Source organism: Caulobacter sp. ALps2, from assembly GCF_058681635.1.
In genome coordinates this window covers 2571657-2591520 of record NZ_CM178743.1, presented here as the reverse complement: position 1 = coordinate 2591520, position 19864 = coordinate 2571657, and the positions used below count along the sequence as shown (strand labels likewise).

At 68.1% G+C, this 19864-nt stretch carries 16 protein-coding genes; 6 read left to right on the top strand and 10 right to left on the bottom strand.

Annotated features, from left to right (window positions below; translation table 11 throughout):
- Positions 1-117 precede the first annotated feature (117 nt).
- From ACW173_RS12330 to ACW173_RS12315, 4 genes are all read right to left on the bottom strand, one after another.
- Positions 118-1185 carry a helix-turn-helix domain-containing protein gene (locus ACW173_RS12330; protein WP_492085741.1) on the bottom strand — a complete coding sequence of 356 codons (1068 nt, stop codon included), beginning with the start codon at positions 1183-1185 and terminating at the stop codon, positions 118-120.
- A gap of 171 nt (positions 1186-1356) precedes the next feature.
- Positions 1357-3621 carry a phosphoenolpyruvate--protein phosphotransferase gene (gene ptsP, locus ACW173_RS12325; protein WP_492085739.1) on the bottom strand — a complete coding sequence of 755 codons (2265 nt, stop codon included), beginning with the start codon at positions 3619-3621 and terminating at the stop codon, positions 1357-1359.
- A gap of 285 nt (positions 3622-3906) precedes the next feature.
- Entirely contained in the window at positions 3907-4281 is a 375-nt protein-coding gene (locus tag ACW173_RS12320; RefSeq protein ID WP_492085737.1) for a YMGG-like glycine zipper-containing protein, read from the bottom strand.
- 191 nt (positions 4282-4472) lie between these two features.
- On the bottom strand, positions 4473-5426 hold the full coding sequence (locus ACW173_RS12315; RefSeq protein ID WP_492085735.1) for a DMT family transporter: 954 nt from the start codon (positions 5424-5426) through the stop codon (positions 4473-4475).
- A 133-nt stretch (positions 5427-5559) separates the two neighbouring features.
- Here ACW173_RS12315 and ACW173_RS12310 point away from each other — a divergent pair, with 133 nt between their 5' ends.
- On the top strand, positions 5560-5937 hold the full coding sequence (locus ACW173_RS12310; protein WP_492085734.1) for a SprB repeat-containing protein: 378 nt from the start codon (positions 5560-5562) through the stop codon (positions 5935-5937).
- A 3-nt stretch (positions 5938-5940) separates the two neighbouring features.
- On the opposite strand, the gene ACW173_RS12305 is transcribed toward ACW173_RS12310, so the two are convergent.
- From ACW173_RS12305 to ACW173_RS12295, 3 genes are all read right to left on the bottom strand, one after another.
- A complete protein-coding gene (locus ACW173_RS12305; protein WP_492085732.1) occupies positions 5941-6675 on the bottom strand; it encodes a helix-turn-helix domain-containing protein in 735 nt (244 codons plus the stop codon).
- A 157-nt stretch (positions 6676-6832) separates the two neighbouring features.
- The gene (locus tag ACW173_RS12300) at positions 6833-7297 is read right to left on the bottom strand and encodes a hypothetical protein (protein WP_492085731.1); all 465 of its coding nucleotides are present in this window, start codon (positions 7295-7297) and stop codon (positions 6833-6835) included.
- 92 nt (positions 7298-7389) lie between these two features.
- Positions 7390-8637: an aspartate kinase gene (locus ACW173_RS12295; protein ID WP_492085730.1), complete on the bottom strand. Its 1248-nt coding sequence runs from the start codon at positions 8635-8637 to the stop codon at positions 7390-7392.
- 204 nt (positions 8638-8841) lie between these two features.
- Between ACW173_RS12295 and ACW173_RS12290 the strand changes: the two genes are divergently transcribed.
- The 5 genes from ACW173_RS12290 (at position 8842) to ACW173_RS12270 (ending at position 12138) form a co-directional block, all read left to right on the top strand.
- The gene (locus ACW173_RS12290) at positions 8842-9339 is read left to right on the top strand and encodes an AbrB/MazE/SpoVT family DNA-binding domain-containing protein (RefSeq protein ID WP_492085729.1); all 498 of its coding nucleotides are present in this window, start codon (positions 8842-8844) and stop codon (positions 9337-9339) included.
- Between the two features lies 1 nt (position 9340).
- On the top strand, positions 9341-9715 hold the full coding sequence (locus tag ACW173_RS12285) for a type II toxin-antitoxin system VapC family toxin (RefSeq protein WP_492085727.1): 375 nt from the start codon (positions 9341-9343) through the stop codon (positions 9713-9715).
- Between the two features lie 3 nt (positions 9716-9718).
- On the top strand, positions 9719-10489 hold the full coding sequence (gene ubiG / locus ACW173_RS12280) for a bifunctional 2-polyprenyl-6-hydroxyphenol methylase/3-demethylubiquinol 3-O-methyltransferase UbiG (RefSeq protein ID WP_492085725.1): 771 nt from the start codon (positions 9719-9721) through the stop codon (positions 10487-10489).
- 228 nt (positions 10490-10717) lie between these two features.
- A complete protein-coding gene (locus ACW173_RS12275; protein ID WP_492085723.1) occupies positions 10718-11725 on the top strand; it encodes a YMGG-like glycine zipper-containing protein in 1008 nt (335 codons plus the stop codon).
- A gap of 113 nt (positions 11726-11838) precedes the next feature.
- Positions 11839-12138: a glycine zipper 2TM domain-containing protein gene (locus ACW173_RS12270; protein WP_492085721.1), complete on the top strand. Its 300-nt coding sequence runs from the start codon at positions 11839-11841 to the stop codon at positions 12136-12138.
- A 78-nt stretch (positions 12139-12216) separates the two neighbouring features.
- On the opposite strand, the gene ACW173_RS12265 is transcribed toward ACW173_RS12270, so the two are convergent.
- Genes ACW173_RS12265 through ACW173_RS12255 form a run of 3 tightly spaced genes read right to left on the bottom strand, consistent with a single transcriptional unit; the run spans position 12217 to position 19829 of the window.
- Positions 12217-13779, bottom strand: coding sequence for a flavin monoamine oxidase family protein (locus tag ACW173_RS12265; RefSeq protein ID WP_492085719.1), 1563 nt, complete (start codon positions 13777-13779; stop codon positions 12217-12219).
- Between the two features lie 14 nt (positions 13780-13793).
- A complete protein-coding gene (locus ACW173_RS12260; protein ID WP_492085717.1) occupies positions 13794-16961 on the bottom strand; it encodes an amidohydrolase family protein in 3168 nt (1055 codons plus the stop codon).
- A gap of 54 nt (positions 16962-17015) precedes the next feature.
- Positions 17016-19829 carry a TonB-dependent receptor domain-containing protein gene (locus ACW173_RS12255; RefSeq protein WP_492085716.1) on the bottom strand — a complete coding sequence of 938 codons (2814 nt, stop codon included), beginning with the start codon at positions 19827-19829 and terminating at the stop codon, positions 17016-17018.
- Positions 19830-19864 lie beyond the last annotated feature (35 nt).

Sequence of the window (19864 nt, the reverse complement as noted above, 5' to 3'; positions counted from 1 at the left end):
GGAGACGGTGTCGCCGTCAGGCGACGGATGAGGGGTCTCGCGATCGCGTCCGGACAGGGCTTTCAACCCCTCATCCGTCCGCTTCGCGTCCACCTTCTCCCGCGGGGGGAGAAGGGATTATTGAGGCTTCACCGCCACCGGAGCCGCCGCCACCGGCGCCGGCGGGATCAGCTTGGCCACCGCCGTCTGGTTCGAGGTCAGATGCCCCGTCAGGCGGCCCTGGTAATAGACCTCGAACAGGGACGGCTCGACCACGTCCAGGATCAGGCCGGGCGTGGCGGGCGCGCGATAGGCGTCGCCGGTCGACAGCCAGCGGGTCATGTGGATGGTGCCGTCGGCGCGGCGAACGGTCAGAGCGCCGGCCTTGCGGGCCTGGATCAGCACGCCCGAGGCCTCCTGGGGCGTCGCGCCCAGGATCTGGCCCTTGGGCTTGAACTGCGCGCCGACCACGAATTGGTTGGCCTTGTCCACCACCCCGGCCTTGGCGTCGGCCTCGGCGCGCGCCTTGGCGGCGGCCTTGGCGGCGTCGACCGATCCGCCATTGGCGGCGGCGTCATCGAGACCGGGGGTCTTGTAAGGCTCGGGCGTCGTCGACTCGACGGGGGCCGGCAGCGGCGCGCCCAGAGCGACCTGGTTGTTGCTGGCGTGGGCCTGGACCGGAACCGAGGAAGCGGCCGGGGCCACCTGGGGCGGCGGCTCGTCCTTGGCGATGGCGCGCTGGGCGACGTTCCACAGCAGGATGGCGCCCACCACCAGCAGGCCGCCGGCGAAGATCAGGGCCAGGCGCGGGTCGCGCTCGCGGCGCACGCCAACCGGGGCGCGCAGCTCGGCGCCGTCGTCGGGCGCATCGGTCTTGAAGCGGGCGACAGCGGCCTCGGCGTCCAGGCCCAGCAGGCCGGCATAGGCGCGGACATAGCCGATGGTGAACGGGCGCGAGGGCAGGTCCTCGAACCGCAGGTCCTCGATCGCCTCGATATAGCTCTGACGGATGCGCGTGGCGTCGGCCACGTCCTGGGTGGTCAGGCCGCGGAACTCGCGCGCCGACTTCAGGGCCATGCCGATGTCGGCGCCCCCCTCCACTCCAGGGGAGTCGATCGACGGATGATAGACGGCGACCGGCGTATCATCCGTGTCGGCGTCGGAGACGAGATGCAAACGTCTCACGTTGCCCGTATCCAGCGGCATAACTTGACTATACGCCCCCAAAATCGCGCCACGCGCGAAGCGCGACGCACTCCCCCACCCCGTATTGCACGGAGGTCTTAACAAGTGTTTGGGATAACAAACTAAGTAGCCGGATTCAATGGACTAAACGGTGACGCTTAGTTAACGGCGCAGCTTTTCCTCGAAACGCCCCTAGACCGCGACGTACAGCTTGCGGGCCAAGGTTTCGATTTCGCCGCGCAACGATCCGCTGGTCCCCTTCAGCAGGGCCTCGACATTGCGCCGCGCGGCCTCGCGATCCAGCGACAGCACCATCTGCTTGACCGGGCCGATGCCGGCCGGCGGCATGGAAAGTCCTTCGAATCCAAGGGCCACCAGCGCGAAGGCCTCTAGCGGACGGCCAGCCATCTCGCCGCACACGGAGACGGGCGTGCCGGTGTCGGCGCAGGCCTGCTGGATGGTCTTCAGCGCGCGCAGCGCCGCCGGCGACAGCGGGTCGTAACGATCCGAGACCTTCGGATTGCCCCGGTCGGCGGCGAACATGTACTGCATCAGGTCGTTGGTGCCGACCGAAACGAAGTCGGTCATCGGCAGCAGTGCGTCGAGATGCCACAGCAGCGATGGGGCCTCGATCATCGCCCCCACGTCCAGCCGGGCCGGCGCGGGACGGCCGCGCTTCTGGGCCCAGGCCACTTCCTGGTCGACGAACGCCCGGGCGGCGCGGAACTCGTCGACATTGGCCACCAGCGGGAACATCACGCGCAGCGGCCGGCCGGCGGCGGCCTTGATCAGAGCGCGGATCTGCATGCGCAGCAGGGCCGGACGATCCAGACCCATGCGCACGGCGCGCCAGCCCAGGGCCGGATTGTCCTCGCGCTCCAGCTCCATGTACGGCAGCAGCTTGTCGCCGCCCAGGTCCAGCGTGCGGAAGGTCACCGGCATGCCGTTGGCGGCTTCCAGCACCTTTTCGTAGAGCGCCGTCTGAGCCTCCAGGCGCGGCAACTCCTCGGCGACCATGAACTGGAACTCGGTGCGGAACAGGCCGATGCCCTCCGCCCCGGTCTCGGCCAGGATGTCGAGGTCGACGGCCAGGCCGGCGTTCATCAGCAGCGTGATCTTGGCGCCGTCCTTGGTGATCGGCGGGGTGTCGCGCAGGCGGGCGAATTCGGCCTTGCGCTGGGCGCGGACCTCCATCCGGGCCTTGAGCGCCTTCACCACGTCCGAGCGCGGACGCAGCCAGGCTTCCTGGGTCTCGGCGTCGACCACCACCGGGTCGCCTTCATTGACCCGGTCGCGCAGGCCGGCCAGGCGGCCGACACAGGGGATGTCCAGAGCCCGGGCGACGATGCCGGCGTGACTGGCGGCGCTGCCTTCCTCCAGCAGGATGCCCTTCAGCTTGGTGCGGTCATATTCCAGCAGGTCGGCCGGCCCCAGGTTCCGGGCGATCAGGATGGCGTCGTCGGGCAGTTGGCGCACGTGGTGCACGTCGCCCGACAGGTGGCGCAACAGCCGGTCGTTCAGGTCTTCCAGGTCGTGCAGCCGCTCGCGCAGATAAGGATCACGCGCCTGGCCCAGCCGGGCCCGGTGCTCGGAGCGGACGCGCTCGACGGCCGCCTCGGCCGTGAGGCCCGAGCGCACGGCCTCGTTCAGCGAACGGTTCCAGCCCCGATCGTGAGCGAACAGGCGGTAGGTCTCGAGCACTTCGTACGAGGCGCCGACCAGGCCGTGCTGGCCTTCCAGCATCTGGTCGATCTGGGTCTGCAGCGCTTCGATCGCGTAGGAGAGCCGCGCCTCCTCGGCCAAGGCGTCGTCGGACAGCAGGGTCTCGGGGACCACCGGCTGCTCGTGCAACACGGCCACGCCATAGGCCAGGCCCTCGGCGAAGCGCGAGCCCTTCAGCCGCTCGGGCTTGTGCGGCGCCAGCTCGACGTCCTTGAGCTCGTCGGCGCCCAACAGCTCGCTGGAACTGACCATCTCGGCCAGCACCATGGCGATGATCTGGAGATCCTCGACCTCTTCCTCGTCATAGACCCGCTCGGTGCGGTTCTGGACGACCAGCACGCCGATGGCGCGGCCGCCGCGCAGCAGCGGCACGGCCAGGAAGGCGTGGTAGGGATCTTCGCCGGTTTCCGGACGGTACGAGAACTGCGGATGACTGGCGGCGTCCGACAGGTTCAGCGGCCGGCCCAGGCGCATGGTCTCGCCGACCAGACCCTCGCCCGGCTTCAGGCGGGTGACGTGGACGGCCTCGCGGGCCAAACCCTCGGTGGCGAACAGTTCGAGATCGCCCGAGGCGCGGCGCAAATAGATCGAGCAGACTTCCGCCACCATCGAGATGGCGATGGTGCGCACCACCATGTCCAGCTTGGCCTGGGCGGGACCGCCGCCAGCCATGGCCTCGCGAATCTGCCGCAGCAGGCTGCGTGGTCCTCGAACGGCGATGCCGGATGCAGCCATCTCGTCCGCGTGCGCTCCCTAAGCCCGGAGGTACGGTTTCTAGCCTAGCCGCAAACGCCAGGGGTTAAAGACCGTCCGTCCTCTAGATGGGGGCTATAGCAGATTTCGCCCGCGCGAAAGCGGCCTAGGTCAACCGAACAGCGATTAGGTGCGTGGGCACGAAAAAGCGCCGCCCAAATTTTCCGAGAGGAGACGGGCGGCGCGAAAAAGCGCCGCCCGGTTTCGCCGGACGGCGCAGTCAGCACGCTAGGGGAGGGATCGGAACTCTAGCGGCGATAGTCGGGGTTAGCGGCGATAGCCGTAATCGCGGGCGTCGTAGCGGTTGCCGTAACGGTCATAGGCGTAGCGGCTGTTCTGGTAGCCACGTTGGTTCTGATACCCACGCTGGTTGTAGTAGCGGTTGTCGTAGCGCGGAGCCGTACGGTAGCCGTAGCGATAGTCCTTCTTCTTGGCCGTCGTGGCGCCCAGGGCCGCGCCGGCGACCGCGCCGATGGCGACCGCTTCGGTCTTGCCGTCGCCGAGGGCCGCGCCGGCCACGCCGCCGATCACCGCGCCCAGAATGGCGCGCTCGGTCTTGCTGGCGGCGAAGGCGCTCGAGGCGGGGACAATCATCGCGCCAGTGATGGCCACGGCGATCGCAGTCTTGGTGAAGGTCTTCATGACAAACTCCTTTTCCAGATGCGTCGCCCCCAAATCAGTTCTGGGCGGCGCTGTTGATGTCTGTTGTAAGGGGGTCCGCCTGAACCTCATTTGAACCGCGCCGTTCAGGTTCGCGTCATGTTGAGAAAAAGTTTTGGGCCTCCTCCCGCTCCGTTTCCCCGGCGAAAGCCGGGGAGACGGGTGTGGGGTAGTTAGGCAGGGTGGGCGGCCGGCCGATGCAGCCGCGCCGACCACAGCACGCCGGCCAGCATCAGCACGATCGCGGTGGCCTCCAGGCCGCGCGGCCAGCGGCCTTCGTGCAGGAATCCGTACAGCAGAGCGAACAGGGTCTCGAAGACGATCAGCTGGCCCGAAAGACTCAGCGGCAGCAGGCGGCTGGCCGAGTTCCACAGGCCGTTGCCAATCACCGACGCCCCGATCGCCACCGCGAAACTGACCATCCAGAACCAGCGCCAGTCCGCCGCCGCATGGACTTGGCCGCCCATCATGAAGGCCGGGACGACCAGCAGCAGCGACAGCAGGCCCGTGGCCAGGCCGGTCAGCAGCGACCACTCATGGCTGGTGAACTTCGGCGTCGCGGCCAGGCGGCGGGCGTTCCAGACGGCGTAGGCGGTCCACATCGCCAGGGCCAGCAGCGCGCCCAGCAGGCCCACGACCTGCTTGCCGATGCCGACGCCCTGCCCGTCGGTGAACACCGAGACATTGATGCAGACCCCGCCGGCGACGATCAAAGCCAGAGGCGCGGCCAGCTGGCCCAGTTGCACGCCCTCCCCCGACCCTCCTTTTTTGGAATGGGCCCCGACCAGGGTCACCGTGACCGGCAGCAGGCCGATGACCAGCGAGGCCAGGGCCACGCCCGAACTCTGCACCGAGACCGACAGGCCGACATAGTAGATCAGGTTGCCCAGCAGGCTCAGCAGGACGAGGTCGCGCCAGTCGCGACCGTCCATCTTCCGCATCACCGCCTTCCAGGTCGGGATCAGCAGCACCGCCGAGGCTAGGCCATAGGCGATGTAGCGCCCCGCCGTCATCTGCAGCGGCGTGAAGGCGGCCAGCAGCTTGGGCGCCAGGAACACCCCGCCCCAGAACGCGCCGGCGACCAGGCCGCACAGCAGGCCGAGGAGGAGATTGCGGGAGGTGCTCATGGGGCTGGGTTAGCAGGTCGCGGCGCGGCGGACTTGGCGAAAGCTCCCGGAGGCTTGGCGAGTGCTCTCAAGGGTTGACTCTTAAGTAGAGTAATGACGCAATCCAACCCTAGGTAAACAGCAGGAGGGTTCGATGAAATCTCGTCGTGAATTGATGTTCAGCGCCGCCGGCCTCGGCGTCGGCGCGCTGATGGTCGCCACCGCCGCTCAAGCTCGCACGCTTTCCGCCAGCGCCTCGCCGTCGATCGTCGGCATGGACGACGATAACTGGTCGGACTACGTCACCGTCAGCGTCAGCGGCGGCATCGGTCCCTACACCTATCAATGGACGCGCATCTCGGGCTCCAGCGATATCGACTGCACGGATCCAAACGGCGACGCGACGCAGTTCCGCTGGCTGGGTTCGTTCGGCGGGCCGCCGCGCCTTTCGGGCTGGATCTGCCAGGTGACCGACAGCGCCAACGAAACCACCAGCACCGGCGTCATCCGCGCCGCCTATGCTTCGGACTGAGGTCTAGGGACGTCCTTTTCGCCAGGCGCCGGGGGTGACGCCCAGGCTGGCCTTCATGCGCTTGGTGAGACCGCTCTGATCGCCGTGCCCCGTGCGCGCGGCGATCTCGGCGATCGACAGGCTGGTGTCGGAGAGCAGCCTCTGGGCGGCGCGCAGGCGGGCGTCCGACAGCGCCCCGTGCGGCGTCGTTCCGTAGGCGTCGGCGAACCGCGCGAAGAACCGGCTCTGGCTCATGCCCGCCTCGTTGGCCAGATCGCGGACGGTGAGCGGCTGCTCGAAGCGGGCCTCGATCATCGCGGCGGCGCGGGCCAGCCGCGGGTCCACATCGATCGGCGCCGCTGAGAGACCGCGCAGCAGCAGTGGCGCCCACAGGCTGGCGACGCCACCATCGATCGCGCCGGGCCCCTCGCCGGCTAAATACTCGAGCAGGCCCCGAACCGCGCCGGTGACCGGGGCGAAGGGCCGCTCGCGCAGGCGCTCGAAAGGCTTCATCAGCGCCCCGCCGATATCCGCCACCACGAACAGGTTCTCGCCGCGGGCGGCGAAGGCGTGGCGGGTTCCGGGCGGCACCACCGCCGCGCGGCCGGGATCCACGCGCCCGCCCTTGCCGTCGATCTCCATCTCCAGCACGCCCCGGCGCGGCAGGACGATCTGGTCGAAGGCATGGTCGTGCGGCGGCGCGTCCTCGCCGTAGCGGCGGAAGGAGAGCGCGGCGGGGGTCGGGAGATGATCGCCCATGGGCGTGGACTTTACCCCGTCCCGTCTTCCCGGCGAAAGCCGGGACCCAGATCTCAGGGGGCTGAGGCTGATGGGAGACGCGCGACGGTCCTAGAACCCACCCAGCGCTCTTCCATCTGGGCCCCGGCCTTCGTCGGGGAAACGGAGACAGGGAGGCTCAGCCGTGCCCCGGCATAGCCAGCGGCTCGTCGGCGTCGGCGACCAGGCGGCGAGCCTGGGCGAGCGCCGCGTCGATGTCGTTCTCGATGAACTCGACCTCGAGATCGGTCAGCGGGTGCGGCGCGGCGATGACATTGCGCAGATAGGCCCGCTTTTCCAGCTCGGACATGGTCCACCAGCCGACCGTGTGGCCTTCCTCGATGACCGCGTCGCCCATGGCCAGCAGGTCGTCGGTGTCGAAGATCGGCTGACCGGGCTTTTCCGGGAACCACTGGCCGTCGTCCGGCAGCGCCTGGTCCAGCTGGTTCAGCAGCGCCGCCAGCCAGGGGCTGATCAGCAGCGGCTTCTCGTAGCCGTCGCCGAACTTGGCGCGCAGCAGCAGGTCGTAGAGCAGGTCCAGGCCGGCGTCGCCATGGAAGGTGACGGTCTTGGCGGCGGGATCGAACTTGAAGACGTCGGGCATCGAGGATTCTCAGCGGCGTTGCGGCGTCTTCTTAACGTCAGAACACGACGTTTGGGCAACGGCGGAGCGCGAACACGCTCCGCCTTGAGGCCTTACAGCTGGTCCAGCCCATACACCGCGTGCAGCGCGCGCACCGCCAGCTCGGTATAGGCCGCGTCGATCAGGACCGAGATCTTGATCTCCGAGGTCGAGATGACCTGGATGTTGATGTTCTTCTCGGCCAGGGCCTGGAACATCGACTGAGCCACGCCGGCGTGGCTGCGCATGCCGACGCCGATCACCGACACCTTGGAGACGTCCTCGTCGACGGCGACGTCCTCGAAGCCGATCTCCTTCTGGGCGGCGCGGACGATCTCGACGGCGCGCGCGGCGTCACGCTTGCCGACCGTGAACTCCATGTTGGCGGTGTCGGCGCTGCGGGCGCGCGACTGCACGATCATGTCGACGTTCACATTGGCGTCGGCGAGGCGGCCGAAGATCTGCGAGGACACGCCCGGGTGATCGGGCAGGCCCAGCAGGGTGATCTTGGCTTCGTCGCGGCTGTAGGCGACGCCCGAGACGATGCGCTTTTCCATGATTTCTTCCTCGTCGCAGACGATCGTACCTTGGCCCGGGGCTTCGCCCGGTTCGACGAAACTCGACAGCACCCGCACCGGGACGCGATGGGCCATGGCCATCTCGACCGAACGGGTCTGCAGCACCTTGGCCCCCAGCGAGGCCATTTCAAGCATCTCTTCGTAGCTGATCTTGGCCAGGCGCCTGGCCTTGCTCTCGATCCGCGGGTCGGTGGTGTAGACCCCGTCCACGTCCGTATAGATGTCGCACGCGCCCTTCACCGCCGCGGCGATGGCCACCGCCGAGGTGTCCGAGCCGCCACGGCCCAGGGTGGTGATGCGCTGCTTGGTGGTCACGCCCTGGAAGCCGGCGATGACGGCGATCTCGCCGTCCGCGAAGCAGGCCTCGAGGTTCTCCGAGGGGATGTCCTCGATGCGGGCGCTGCCGTGGGCCTCGTTCGTGATGATCGGCACCTGCCAACCCAGGAACGAGCGGGCCTTGTGACCCATGTTGCGCAGGGTCATGGCCAACAGGCCGGCCGTGACCTGCTCGCCCGAGGCGACGACGGCGTCGTACTCGTCATCCGACTCGCGGACGCCTTGCGCGGCGCGACCGGCGCCGTCGGTCCAGGCGACCAGCTCGTTGGTCTTGCCCGACATGGCCGAGACGACCACCGCTACCTGCTTGCCGGTCGCCACCTCGGCGGCGACCAGGCGCGCCACACGGCGGATGCGCTCCAGGTCGGCCACCGACGTGCCGCCGAACTTCATCACCAGACGTGACACGTCCTTGGTACCTCGACACTTGGTTATTTCTTGCGCCCGCGCGGCCGGATCGCTCCCCCTCGCGCAAGCTCGGGCCTTCTACCGACCGGAAAGCGCAACGGCAATGTCGCGGCAGTGTCTTTTTCACATCCAGGTGACGAAGTTGGCGCTTGACGGAACCTACCTATCTAACTGTCTACAACCTATCAAGTCGAAGGAGCGCACATGTCGCCTGAGATCGAAAGAGTGATTGCCGGCCAAACGACGGTGTCGGGAAAGATTCGCGCCTTGGACGCCGCCGGTTACAAGCGCGCCGACATCGCCCGCATTCTCGACAAGCGCTACCAGCACGTTCGCAATGTTCTGGAAGAGTCGGTGCGCAAGGCCTCGCCGGACACACCGGCGCCCATCGGCGTCGCCGAAGCCAACACCACCGCCTTCCTTCACAACCATACCCCCACCTACAAGCTCGAGGTCGGCAGCGACGGGTCGGTGACCCTACCGCCAGAAGTGCTTCAGCGCCTGGGTACGCGCCCCGGCGGCGTGATCATCGCCGATCTAGGCGAGGACACCTTTACGATGATCAGCGCGATGAGCGCGGTTCGGCGGATCCAAACTCATTTCACTACCCTTCCACCCCATCCCGACGGCAAGCTGATGTCCGACGAATTGATAGAGGATCGGCGACGCGAGGCACAAAAGGACGAGCGCGAGGCGTTCTAGGGTGGTCCTGGATTCCTCCGCTCTTCTGGCCCTGGCGAAGGGCGAACCCGGCGGCGAGATGGTCGCGCGCCATCTGGACGGTGCGCTGGTTTGCGTCGTGAACCTGACCGAGGTCATGACGAAGATGATCGATCGAGGCGATACCCCGGAAATCGCGGCTGCTTACACGATGTCCTTTCCCTGCGCCTCCGTTCCCTTCGATCTCGGCCTCGCGCTTCATGCAGGAAGCCTCCGCGTCGCTACCCGCAACAAAGGTCTTTCCCTCGGCGACCGCGCCTGCCTGGCGCTAGCGATGCGCGAACGCCTTCCCGTCATGACCGCAGATCGCGCCTGGGCCGATCTGGACCTGCCGGTCGAAGTCGTGCTCATACGCTGACCCATGACTCAGAGCGCTTCCGCCTCATCCCCCACAGGCCCCTCCTGGAGCATCGACCCCGCCGACGTGGCGCGGTTCTCGGCCATCGCGGCCGAGTGGTGGGACCCGAGGGGCAAGTTCGCGCCGCTGCATGTGTTCAATCCCTGCCGCCTGGCCTTTATCCGGGAAGAGGCCCTGGCGCGGTTCGACCGTGACGGCGCGGTGCGGGCGCCGTTCGAGGGTCTCTCCCTGCTGGACATCGGCTGCGGGGGCGGACTGCTCAGCGAGCCGATGGCCCGCCTGGGCTTTGGCGTCACCGCCATCGACGCCTCGGAGAAGAACATCAAGACGGCCGCGACCCACGCGGCCGAGCAGGGCCTGTCCATCGGCTACCGCCCCGCCACCGCCGAGCAGCTGCTGGCCGAGGGCGCGGGGCCGTTCGACGTGGTGCTGACCATGGAGGTCATCGAGCACGTCGCCGATCCGGGCGAGTTCCTGCGCACCTGCTCCAAGCTGCTCAAGCCCGGCGGGCTGATGATCGTCGCCACCCTGAACCGCACGCTGAAGGCCCTGGCCCTGGCCAAGATCGGCGCCGAATACGTGCTGCGCTGGGTGCCGCCGGGCACCCATGACTGGAAGCAGTTCCTCAAGCCCGAAGAGCTGCGCGCCTTCCTGGCCGGCGAGCCGGTCGAGATGCAGGGCCCGTTCGGCGTGACCTACAATCCGCTGACGGGCCGCTGGAGCCGCTCGGCCGACGTGGACATCAACTACATGATGACCGTCACCAAGGGTTGAAACGGCAGAGGTTCGGGAACCTCGGTGTCAGGCGGGCTTTTCCTCCCCGGGACATGAACCCGGATTGGCGACCCCTCGGGGGTGGCCGTCGATCCGTTCTGGAGCGTGATAGCCGAAAGTGTGAGCGGTTTCGGCGGCCATCACGCTCCACCAATCAGGACGAGCCTGCTTATCCAATTCGGATGAAATCCGAATTGGGCAGGCTCCGTGGGAACGGAGAAACACCCTATGACTTCCAAGACCTTGGTCGCCGTCCTGGCCGCCACCGTGGCCTGTGGCGCGATCGCCCCCGCCTTCGCCCAGGATTCGGCCTATCAACAGAGCCTGCGCAACTACGACAACCAGCGCGCCAACTACTACGACAAGGTGGCCGAGTATCAGGACCGCCAGGAAGCCTATGAGCGCGACCGGGCCAACTACATCCGCAATCGCGACGACTACGACCGTCGTTACGGCCGCGGCGCCTATGACCGCCGCAACCCCAGCTACGCCGAGCGCTATCGGGTCGCCCAGTATCGCGACAGCGCCGCCTATTATGCCGAGCAGGCCGAGTTCGAGCGCGCTCGCGCCACCTACGAACGCGCCCGCTACAACCATGACCGCCGCAACGGCGACGGCAGCTATGACCGCCGCCATCCCAGCGAGGCGGCTCGCTTCCGCACCGAAGGCGTCAGCTACGCCTCGGGCTACAATGCCGACCGTGATCAGTGGGAACGCGACCGCTCGCGTTATCTCAGCGCGCGCGACGACTACGACCGCCGTCGTGGCGCCGGCGCCTATGACCGCCGGTATCCGGGCGAGGCCAGCCGCTACAACACCCCCTATGCCGGCGCCTACAGCATCGACACCAGCGCCAGCGTCAACTATCCGAGCGACTGTCGCCAGGACGCCAAGCGCAACGCCACTGTCGGCGGCGTGATCGGGGCCCTGGCCGGCGCGGCGCTGGGCTCGAACGTCGCCGCCCGTAACGCGCGCCCCGAGGGCACCGTCCTCGGGGCCCTCGTGGGCGCCGGCGTCGGCGCGGCCGTCGGCAACGCCTCGGCCAAGTGCGACACGCGTGGCAACTACTACAGCTATGAGCAGACCCAGCCCTATCGTTACAGCGATGGGCGCTACGGCTCGGCCAGCGAGCGTTGCCGCCTGGCCCCAGCCCCGACGGAGTACAACGGCCGCGTCGAAACCCGCTATGTGCGGGTCTGCCCCGACGCCGACGGCCGCTATCGCGTCGAAGGTTGATCCGACCGTAGGCCCCAAGCTGGCGTCAGGTAGCCGACTTTCTGGAAACCCGCCGCCAGCCAGGGCGTTTATGTTCCGAGGGATCTAAACCAAGAAACTATCGGAGAGCCGCCATGCGCGCCCGCCTGAAGACCATCGTCCTGGCCACCGTTGTCGGTTTCACCGTCAGCAGCGTGGCCGTCACCGCCGCCGACGCCCAACAGCGCCGCGAACGCGTCCTGGTCTGTAAGAAGTCCAAGGCCAAGAACGGCGCTATCATCGGCGGCCTCGGCGGCGCCCTGCTGGGCAACACCGTCGCCGCTCGCGGCAACAAGACCGAAGGCGCCCTGCTGGGCGGCGCGGTCGGCGCCGTGGCCGGTCACGAGATCGGCAAGAACAAGAAGAAGTGCCACTACGAGTACCGCTATCGGTAACCCGTAGCGCTTCATCGCGAACATGAAGGGCGCCGGACGACAGTCCGGCGCCTTTTCCGTGATCGCAAGTCGCCGGCTCTACGCCGCCGACACCCGCGCCTGGATCAGCTTGATCGCCTCGTGAGCCGCCAACGCCGCGCCCTCCTGCCAGGCGTTGATGTAGCTCATGTGCTCGCCCGCGAAATAGAAAGCGCCGTCGGGCTTGCAGAGCTCGGCATAGTCGGTGGCGCGCTGCTCTTCCTTCCAGCCGACGGCCACGCCCTCGCTGTAGGGGGTCTGCATCCAGGAGACGGTGAAGGGCTTGGTCAGCTCCTGGCCATGCCCGGGGTGGAACTTGTCGATCACCTTGCGTGACAGGGCGAAGCGTTCCTCGAACGGCATGGCGGCGTATTTCGGCGGGGCGTCCGGGCCCGAGAAACCGATCGAATAGGCCCCGACCAGAATCCCCGTCTTCTCGCCGATGCCGCCGCTGGGATACCAGACCAGCTCGTTGGCTTCGTCGGTCCAGCCCAGACCTCCATACTGGAAGTCATCCTGCTCCCAGAACCGCCGGCTCTCCCAGGCGACCTTGGTGCCGTGGTGATATTCGGCCGCCGCGATCGCCTGCTTCACGCGCGGGGCGAAATCCGACGGGATCTTGGCCAGCACCGGCAGCGGGATGGTGCAGACGCAGAAGTCGGCTTCCAGCGTCTTGGGACCCGCCGCGTCGGCGTAGTCGATCTTCACGCCCTTGGTGGTCTTGCGCAGCGCCTTGACCACGGCCTCGAATTTCACGGCCGGCTTCACCTGTTCGTAGAGCGCGTAGGCGATCTGGTCCATGCCGCCGACCGGCTGCAGCATGGTGGCCTGCATGTCGATGATCTCCTCGAAGATCAGGCTGGCGCCCCAGAACCGCGACTTCATCATGTCGGCCATGCGCAGCGGGTCGCCGCCCTTGGGCGGATGGGCGTAGCCGCCTGGCGCGGCGCTGAAGCCAGCCCGGGTCGAACCGCCATAGGCGTAGCCCTTGCCCAGGTCGCCATAGGCCGAGAGGTAGCCCAGCAGTTTCTGCTTATCGACGCCGGTCAACTCCTGGTCCAGCGCGCCCTTGTCGACGGCCTTGGCCAGCAGTTCGGTGAAGGCGCCGCGCGTGTCGTTGACCGCCTGGTGCTCGGTCACCACCTTGCCGCCGAAGTCCAGCTTGGCGAAGCGGTTGGCGTTGACCATCACCTCCAGCGGCACGTTCAAGTCGCGGCAGTAGCCCAGGATGGCGTGGTGCCACTGCGGAATGCGGGCGGGGCCGGCGTTGAAATAGGCGTGCCGCCCCTCGGCCCAGTCGACCATCTGGTCGGGCCGTCCGGTCTGGACGATCTTGGAGCCGCCTCGCACCGACCAGGCGCGGCCGCCCGGACGATCGCGCGCTTCCAGCACGGTCACCGCGTATCCGCCCTTGCGCAGTTCGTAGGCCGCCACCAGCCCGGCGATCCCGGCGCCGAGGATGGCCACCGACTTGCCCGCCCCGCCGGCGGCCGGCAGCTTTGGCGGCCCGGCATAGGCGCGCGGCGCGGCCAGCAGGCCCATGCCCATCATGGTGGTGTAGAGCGCCCCGTAGCCGCCGGCCTTGCCGACCGCGCCCAGGAAGTTGCGTCGCGAAATCCCCATCATCGTCCCCGAAACTAGGCGTGCAGGCTGAAGGTCGGCGTGAAGCCGCAGGCGCCGTCGCAGCACGAGGCGCGGGCCTGGGCGAGGAAATCGGGCTCGTGCCACCAGTATTCGGCCGAGGCCTCGCAGACGAAGCGCCGCCCCCGATCGAGCGCGGCGTGCCGGGCGTGGCCCGCGAACGGACCGATCAGGTCGGCGACCGTGTAGACCTCGCCGTGCTTGATCACCGTGGCGACCTTGGCCGCATCCTCGATCCGGGCCAGCGGGTCGCCGTCGACCACCACGAGGTCGGCGTAGTTACCGGTGGCGATCGCACCCAGCGGCTCGTCCAGATACTCGCCCGAGGCGCTGGTGGCGGTGACCAGGGCCTCGAGCGGCGTCATGCCGAACTTGACCATGGCCCGCAGGTTCATGTGCAGGCTGACGGCGTTGAAATCGATCGGCGAGTCCGTGCCGGTGGTGATACGGCCACCCGCCCGGACGGTGCGCGCCACCTCGGCGACGTTGCGGGCCAGCGAGGCCAGGATCGGCGTGCGATCCATGGTCGCCATCTGCTTGGCCCGCTCCAGCAGGCGGGCATATTCCCACGGCGGATACAGCGCCTTGACGCGCGGATCGTCGACCAGCGAACGGTTGTCGCCCAGCAGCGCCGTCGAGGTGAACAGGGTCGGCGTGCGCGCCGCCTTGCTGGCCACGAAGGCGGCGTTGACGTCCTGGTAGATGTTCCCCAGCGCGCTGACCGTGCGCGAATAGCCGGTGCGGCTGGTCGCGCCCAGGTGCTCCATGCCGTCCATGCCCAGGCCAAGCGCCGGATAGTGATAGTGCGAGGTCAGCGGCAGGCCCTTGGCGTGGGCCCAGGCGATGACCTCCTTCTGGCGCTCGCCCGACAGGCGGACATAGGTCTTGATCAGGTCGTAGGACAGCGCCTCGGCGCGCCGCATCTCCAGCGCCATCTGGCCGGGCTCGGTCACTGGCCGCATGAAGTTATAGAAGATGCGCGAGCCGTCGATCGCCTCGCCGGTGGCGTAATAGCGCGGGCCGACCCGCTTGCCGGACTCGATCGCCTCCTGGTCCTCGACCGTGTGATAGGCCGGACCGCCGGGCGAGCGGGTGGTCGTGACCCCCAGCGACAGCCAAAGCCGCCCCTCCCGGTCGCCATAGCCGTAACCCTGCATCTGGCGGTGGGTGTGCATGTCGATCAGGCCGGGCATCACCGTGCCGGTCGGGGCGTCGATGACCTTGACGTCGGCCGTCACCTCGCCGCGCGGCGCCACGCCGGCGATGCGGCCGTCGGAGATCAGCACGTCGACGTTCTTACGAAGCTCAGGCGACTTGCCGTCCCACAGGCTGGCGGCGCGGACCACCATGCGTCCCTTGGGCCGGACATTGGCCCAGGTCAGGCCGTGCGGCACGGTCTTGGGCTCGCCGCCGGTCGCTGGGATCAGCTTCAGCTGACCAGCGCAGATGTAGATCAGGGTCTTGCCGTCGCCGCTCCAGCTGACGGCGTCGGTGACCTCGTCGTTCAGCGGCTTGGGCGGACCGAGCAACGCGCCGGCCTCATCCACGGGCGAGACGTGCAGGCGGCTGGCGAAGACATAGGCCAGGCTCTTGCCGTCCGGCGACCAGACCGGGCCGTCGTCGCCCCGCGTGCCCAGCGAGCGGTCGGGCAGGATCGGGGCGTAGGTCCCCTTCCCGCTCGCGACCTCGACCGTCAGGATCTCGCTGAGACCCTCGCGGAAACGCGCCGAGTACGGCTTGAAGGCGGCGTAGGCGATGGTCTTGTCGCCCGGCCCCCACGTCGGTTTGCCCGGCTCCCAGAGATCGCCATACAGGCGACGGGTCTCGCCGGTCGCGGCGTCGGCGACGAACAGGCCGCCGTTCTGGCTGAGGAACGCGATCGACTTGCCGTCGCGTGACCAGGCGCTGGACACCGCCGCGCCATCGAAATGGGTCAGCTGCCTAGCGGCGCCCGTGGCCATGTCGCGCAGCCAGATATCCAGCGAGCCGCCCTTGTCGGTCGAATAGGCCAGGGTCTCGCCGTCGGGCGACCAGGCGGGATCGACCTTGCTGAAGGCGTCGCTTGTCAACGGCTTGGCCGGGCCGCCGCCGATGTCGAGCAGGTAGAGGTCGTTCAGCGCCCGGAACACCACCTGGCGGCCGTCCGGCGACAGGGCCGGACTGCCGATCCCGACCACCGGCCGGGTCTTGGCCGACAGGAAGTCGCGGCTCTTCTTGGCGTAGCGCGGCGTCAGCACCGGGACGGCGGCGGTGAAGGCGATCGCCGTGGCCGCGCCGCCGGCCGTGCGGCGCTTGATCTGACCATCGGCGGTGTAGACGAACTCGCCGGACGGCAGCCACGCGGCGCGAAACGGGAAGACATCCTCGCCTCCGACGACCACGCCGCTGGCGTCGCGCAGCTCGGCCTTGCCGTTCTCGATGACGGTGAAGACCACGTCCTGGCCGTCCGGCGTGAAGGCCGGGCTGGCGAGCGAGGCGGCGTTGAAACGATCGGCCGACGGCTTGACCTTGGCCACCGTCCGCCGCGTCCCGTCCAGGCCCTGGACGTCGACGCGGACCTTGTCGACGGTGAAGGCGATGCTCCTTCCGTCCGGCGACCAGCAGGGCTCGAACTCATCGCCGGGACCCGAGCTGAAGGCGGTGATCGCGCCGGTCGCGACGTCCAGCAGGTGCACGCCGTAGCGCCCGCCCCGGTCCGACGAGAAGGCGATGGCCTTGCCGTCCGGCGACCAGCGCGGCTCGCGGCAGTCGAACGCGCCCTTGGTCAGGGCTTTCAGCCCCCGCCCGTCCGCGCCGATGGTCCAGACATGGAAGTTGCCGTCGCGATAGGACTGGAAGGCGATGGTCTTGCCATCCGGCGACCAGTCCGGCTGGGCGATCTCGTAGATCTCGTCGGTCAGGCGCTTGGCGGCGCCGCCCTCGATCGGGACCAGCCACAGCATGGCGTAGATGTCGAAGGCCACGGTCTTGCCGTCGGGCGAGACCGTGGCGCAGATGTTGGTGCCTTCGGTCGCCGTGACCGTCTTGGTGTCGGCCGCCAGGGGCTGGTCGGCGGCCTTGGCGCCGGCCGGCGCCAGGGCGACGACGCCCGAGGCCGCGATCGCCCCGCCGCCGATCGAGAACAGCCGCCGGCGGCTGACGCCGCGCTTGGAGGTCTTGGTCATCGTGAACTCGCAAAAAAGGACCGGTCCGGGGGCTGCCGGACCGGCCAGGCCAACCTAGAACCGCGCCGCCATGCGGACGTAGTAGAAGCCGCCGCTGATCCCGTACGGGGCGTACTGATTGTAATAGGCGAAGGCGGGTGTGCCCCGGTTCGCGGCCCGAACGCGGTCGGGATAGGCGTCCAACAGATTGTTGGCGCCGACGCTGACGGTGACGTTCTGGGTCGCGGCGTAGCTGAGGTCGAGATCGACGATCAGCTTCGGCGACACGGTCTCGTCATTGGCGGCCAGCGAGGTGCGCTGGATGACCTCGCCATAGCGGGTCAGGCGCAGGTTGGAATTGAACTTACCGAGGGTCCAGTCCGCGCCCAGGATGTACTTGTCCTTGGGCGTACCGACGGTCAGGTCGCCGATCTTCACGCGATCGATATAGACGATGCCCGCGGCCGCCAGGGCCGGCGGCGGTTGCACGACCCGGGTGAACTTGTTCTTGGTGTGGTTGGCCGAGACCGTCCACCGCACCGAACCGAAGTCGCCAAAGTCGGTCCGGTAGTCGGCGACGAAGTCGATCCCCTGCGTCTTGGTGTCGGCGAAATTGCCGTAGTAGAAGGCCGCCTGTTGCGGGTTCAGGCCCTGGCTGGCCAGGGCGGTGCTGACCGCCGCGTTGGGGCCCAGCGTGCCGCTCTGCAGGATCCGGTTGTCGATCTTGATCTGGTAGACGTCCAGCGTGACGTTCAGGCGTGGCAGCGGCTTGGCGACCAGGCCGACCGAGTAGTTGACCGACTTCTCCGGACGCAGCGGCTTGGCCCCCAGGGCGATGGCGGCGGGATTGTCCGGCGGCAGCAGTTGCACGGGATAGAGCTGGGTGGTGGTGGCCGGCGGCACGATCACGCCGATGGTGCTGGACGAGGCATAGTGCTGCTGTTGCAGCGACGGCGCCCGGAAGCCGGTGCTGGCCGTGCCCCGGATCGCCAAGCCCGGCAGGATGGCGTAGCGGCTGGACAGCTTGAAGGTCTTGGCGTCGCCGAAGTCGGAATAGTGCTCGAAGCGGCCGGCCAGGGCGAATTCCAGCTTCTCCGTCACCTTCTGCTCGACGTTCAGATAGGCCGAGATGTTGTCGCGCGAGAACGACCCGGCCGAGAACGGCGGGAAGCCGGTCACGCCCTGCGAGCCGCCGGCGAACACCACGCCCGCCTGCGGGCTGCCGGCCGGAGCGACATAGCCGCCATTGATGTACGAGGCCGGCTCGCCCGCCACGATCTCGAACTTGTCGTCGCGGTATTCGGCCCCGAGCGCCACGAACAGCGGGTCGGCGAAGACACCCGTGTCGACTTCACGGGTCAGGTCGAGGTTCGAGGTCCATTCCTGGAACTTCAGCGTGCCGAGATAGAAGTAGGTCGGGCTGGCCGGACCCAGCGAGGCGTTCAGCGAACTGGTCTCGTAGTCGACGTCGTCGCGGCTGAAGGTCGTCGACAGGTCCCAGTTGAAGCCTAGCAGCCCCGTGCCCTTGGCGCCGAAGGCGACCTGGAAGTCGCGGTCCTTCAGGAACAGACGCGGCGTATAGCCGTCCGGATTGACCGCCGTGATGTTGTTGCTGGCGTTCGGGTTGCGGAAAGTCAGCCAGGCGGCGGTGTTGCGGCTGGAGAAGGTGCCGAACGAATAGAGGTCGATCTGGTCGTTCACCGGCGAACCGGCGCTGTAGCCCAGCGAGAACAGTTGCACCTGCGGCGAGCCCGGATGGCTGGTGTGGCGGTTGGCCGTGGCCTCGCGCGGATCCGGGGTCGCCCCCGCCGTGCCCACCCGGACGGGCTGGCCCAGGGCGTTCAGCGGGAAGTACATCTGCGTGGTGTTGGGCGTCACGTCGCCGCGATCGGTCGGGTCGGTGATGCGGACGTCGGCGGTCAGGTTCAGATAACCCGCCTCGCCCAGCTTCAGACCGAAATTGCCCGAGAACTGGCCGGTCTCGCCGTCGCCCTCGCCCGTCTTGCCGTAGAGCGCCGTCATCGAACCGCCCTCGGGGCTCTTCTTCAGGATGACATTGATGACGCCAGCCAGGGCGTCCGAGCCGTACTGGGCCGAAGCGCCGTCACGCAGCACCTCGATCCGCTCGATCGAGGCCGAGGGGATCAGGTCCAGATCCGGCGGCGACTGGCCGTTCTGGGTGGTGCCGTTGACGAACAGGATGGCGGTGTTGTGCCGGCGCTTGCCGTTGACCAGCACCAGGGTCTGGTCGGCCGAGAGACCACGCAGCGACACCGTCTTGATCGCGAAGCTGGCGCCCGCGCCGCTGTTGGAGGTGTTGGCCGACGGCACCAGGGTCGAGATCAGGTCGCGGGTCGACTGCTTGCCGCTCTTGGTCAGCTCGGCCGCCGAGATCACGTCGATCGGGGCCATGCTTTCGGTGACGGTGCGCGAGGTCGAGCGCGTGCCGGTGACGATCACCTCCTCGATGACGCTGGGCGTTTCGGGTTCGGGCGGCGGCGCGGGCTCGGGGGGCGGGGCGGAGACACCGCCCATGGCGCTCGACCAGCCGGTGCGGATCAGCCCCGTGCGCGGCGGCGCCAGGATGATCGTCTTGCCGTCGTTGGAGATCACCGTCAGGCCCGTGCCGGACAGGAGTTGCTCCAGCGCGCGCTCGACGGGCAAGGCGCCCTTCACCGATCCCGTGCGTTTGCCCTGGGCGGCGTCCGACCGCACCAGGATCTGCACGCCCGCCTGACGCGCGAATTGCCGGATGCCCGCCGCCGCCGGCTGGGCGTCGATCTTGAAAGGCATGGCCTGGGCCAGCGCGGCCCCCGCGCTCAGCGCCCAGACAGCGGAAGCCGCACACAGCAGCCGCCGTCTGGCGGAACGGTTCGTCCAGTCACGCATAGACAATCCCCCATCGTTCCGAGGTCCGCCATTCG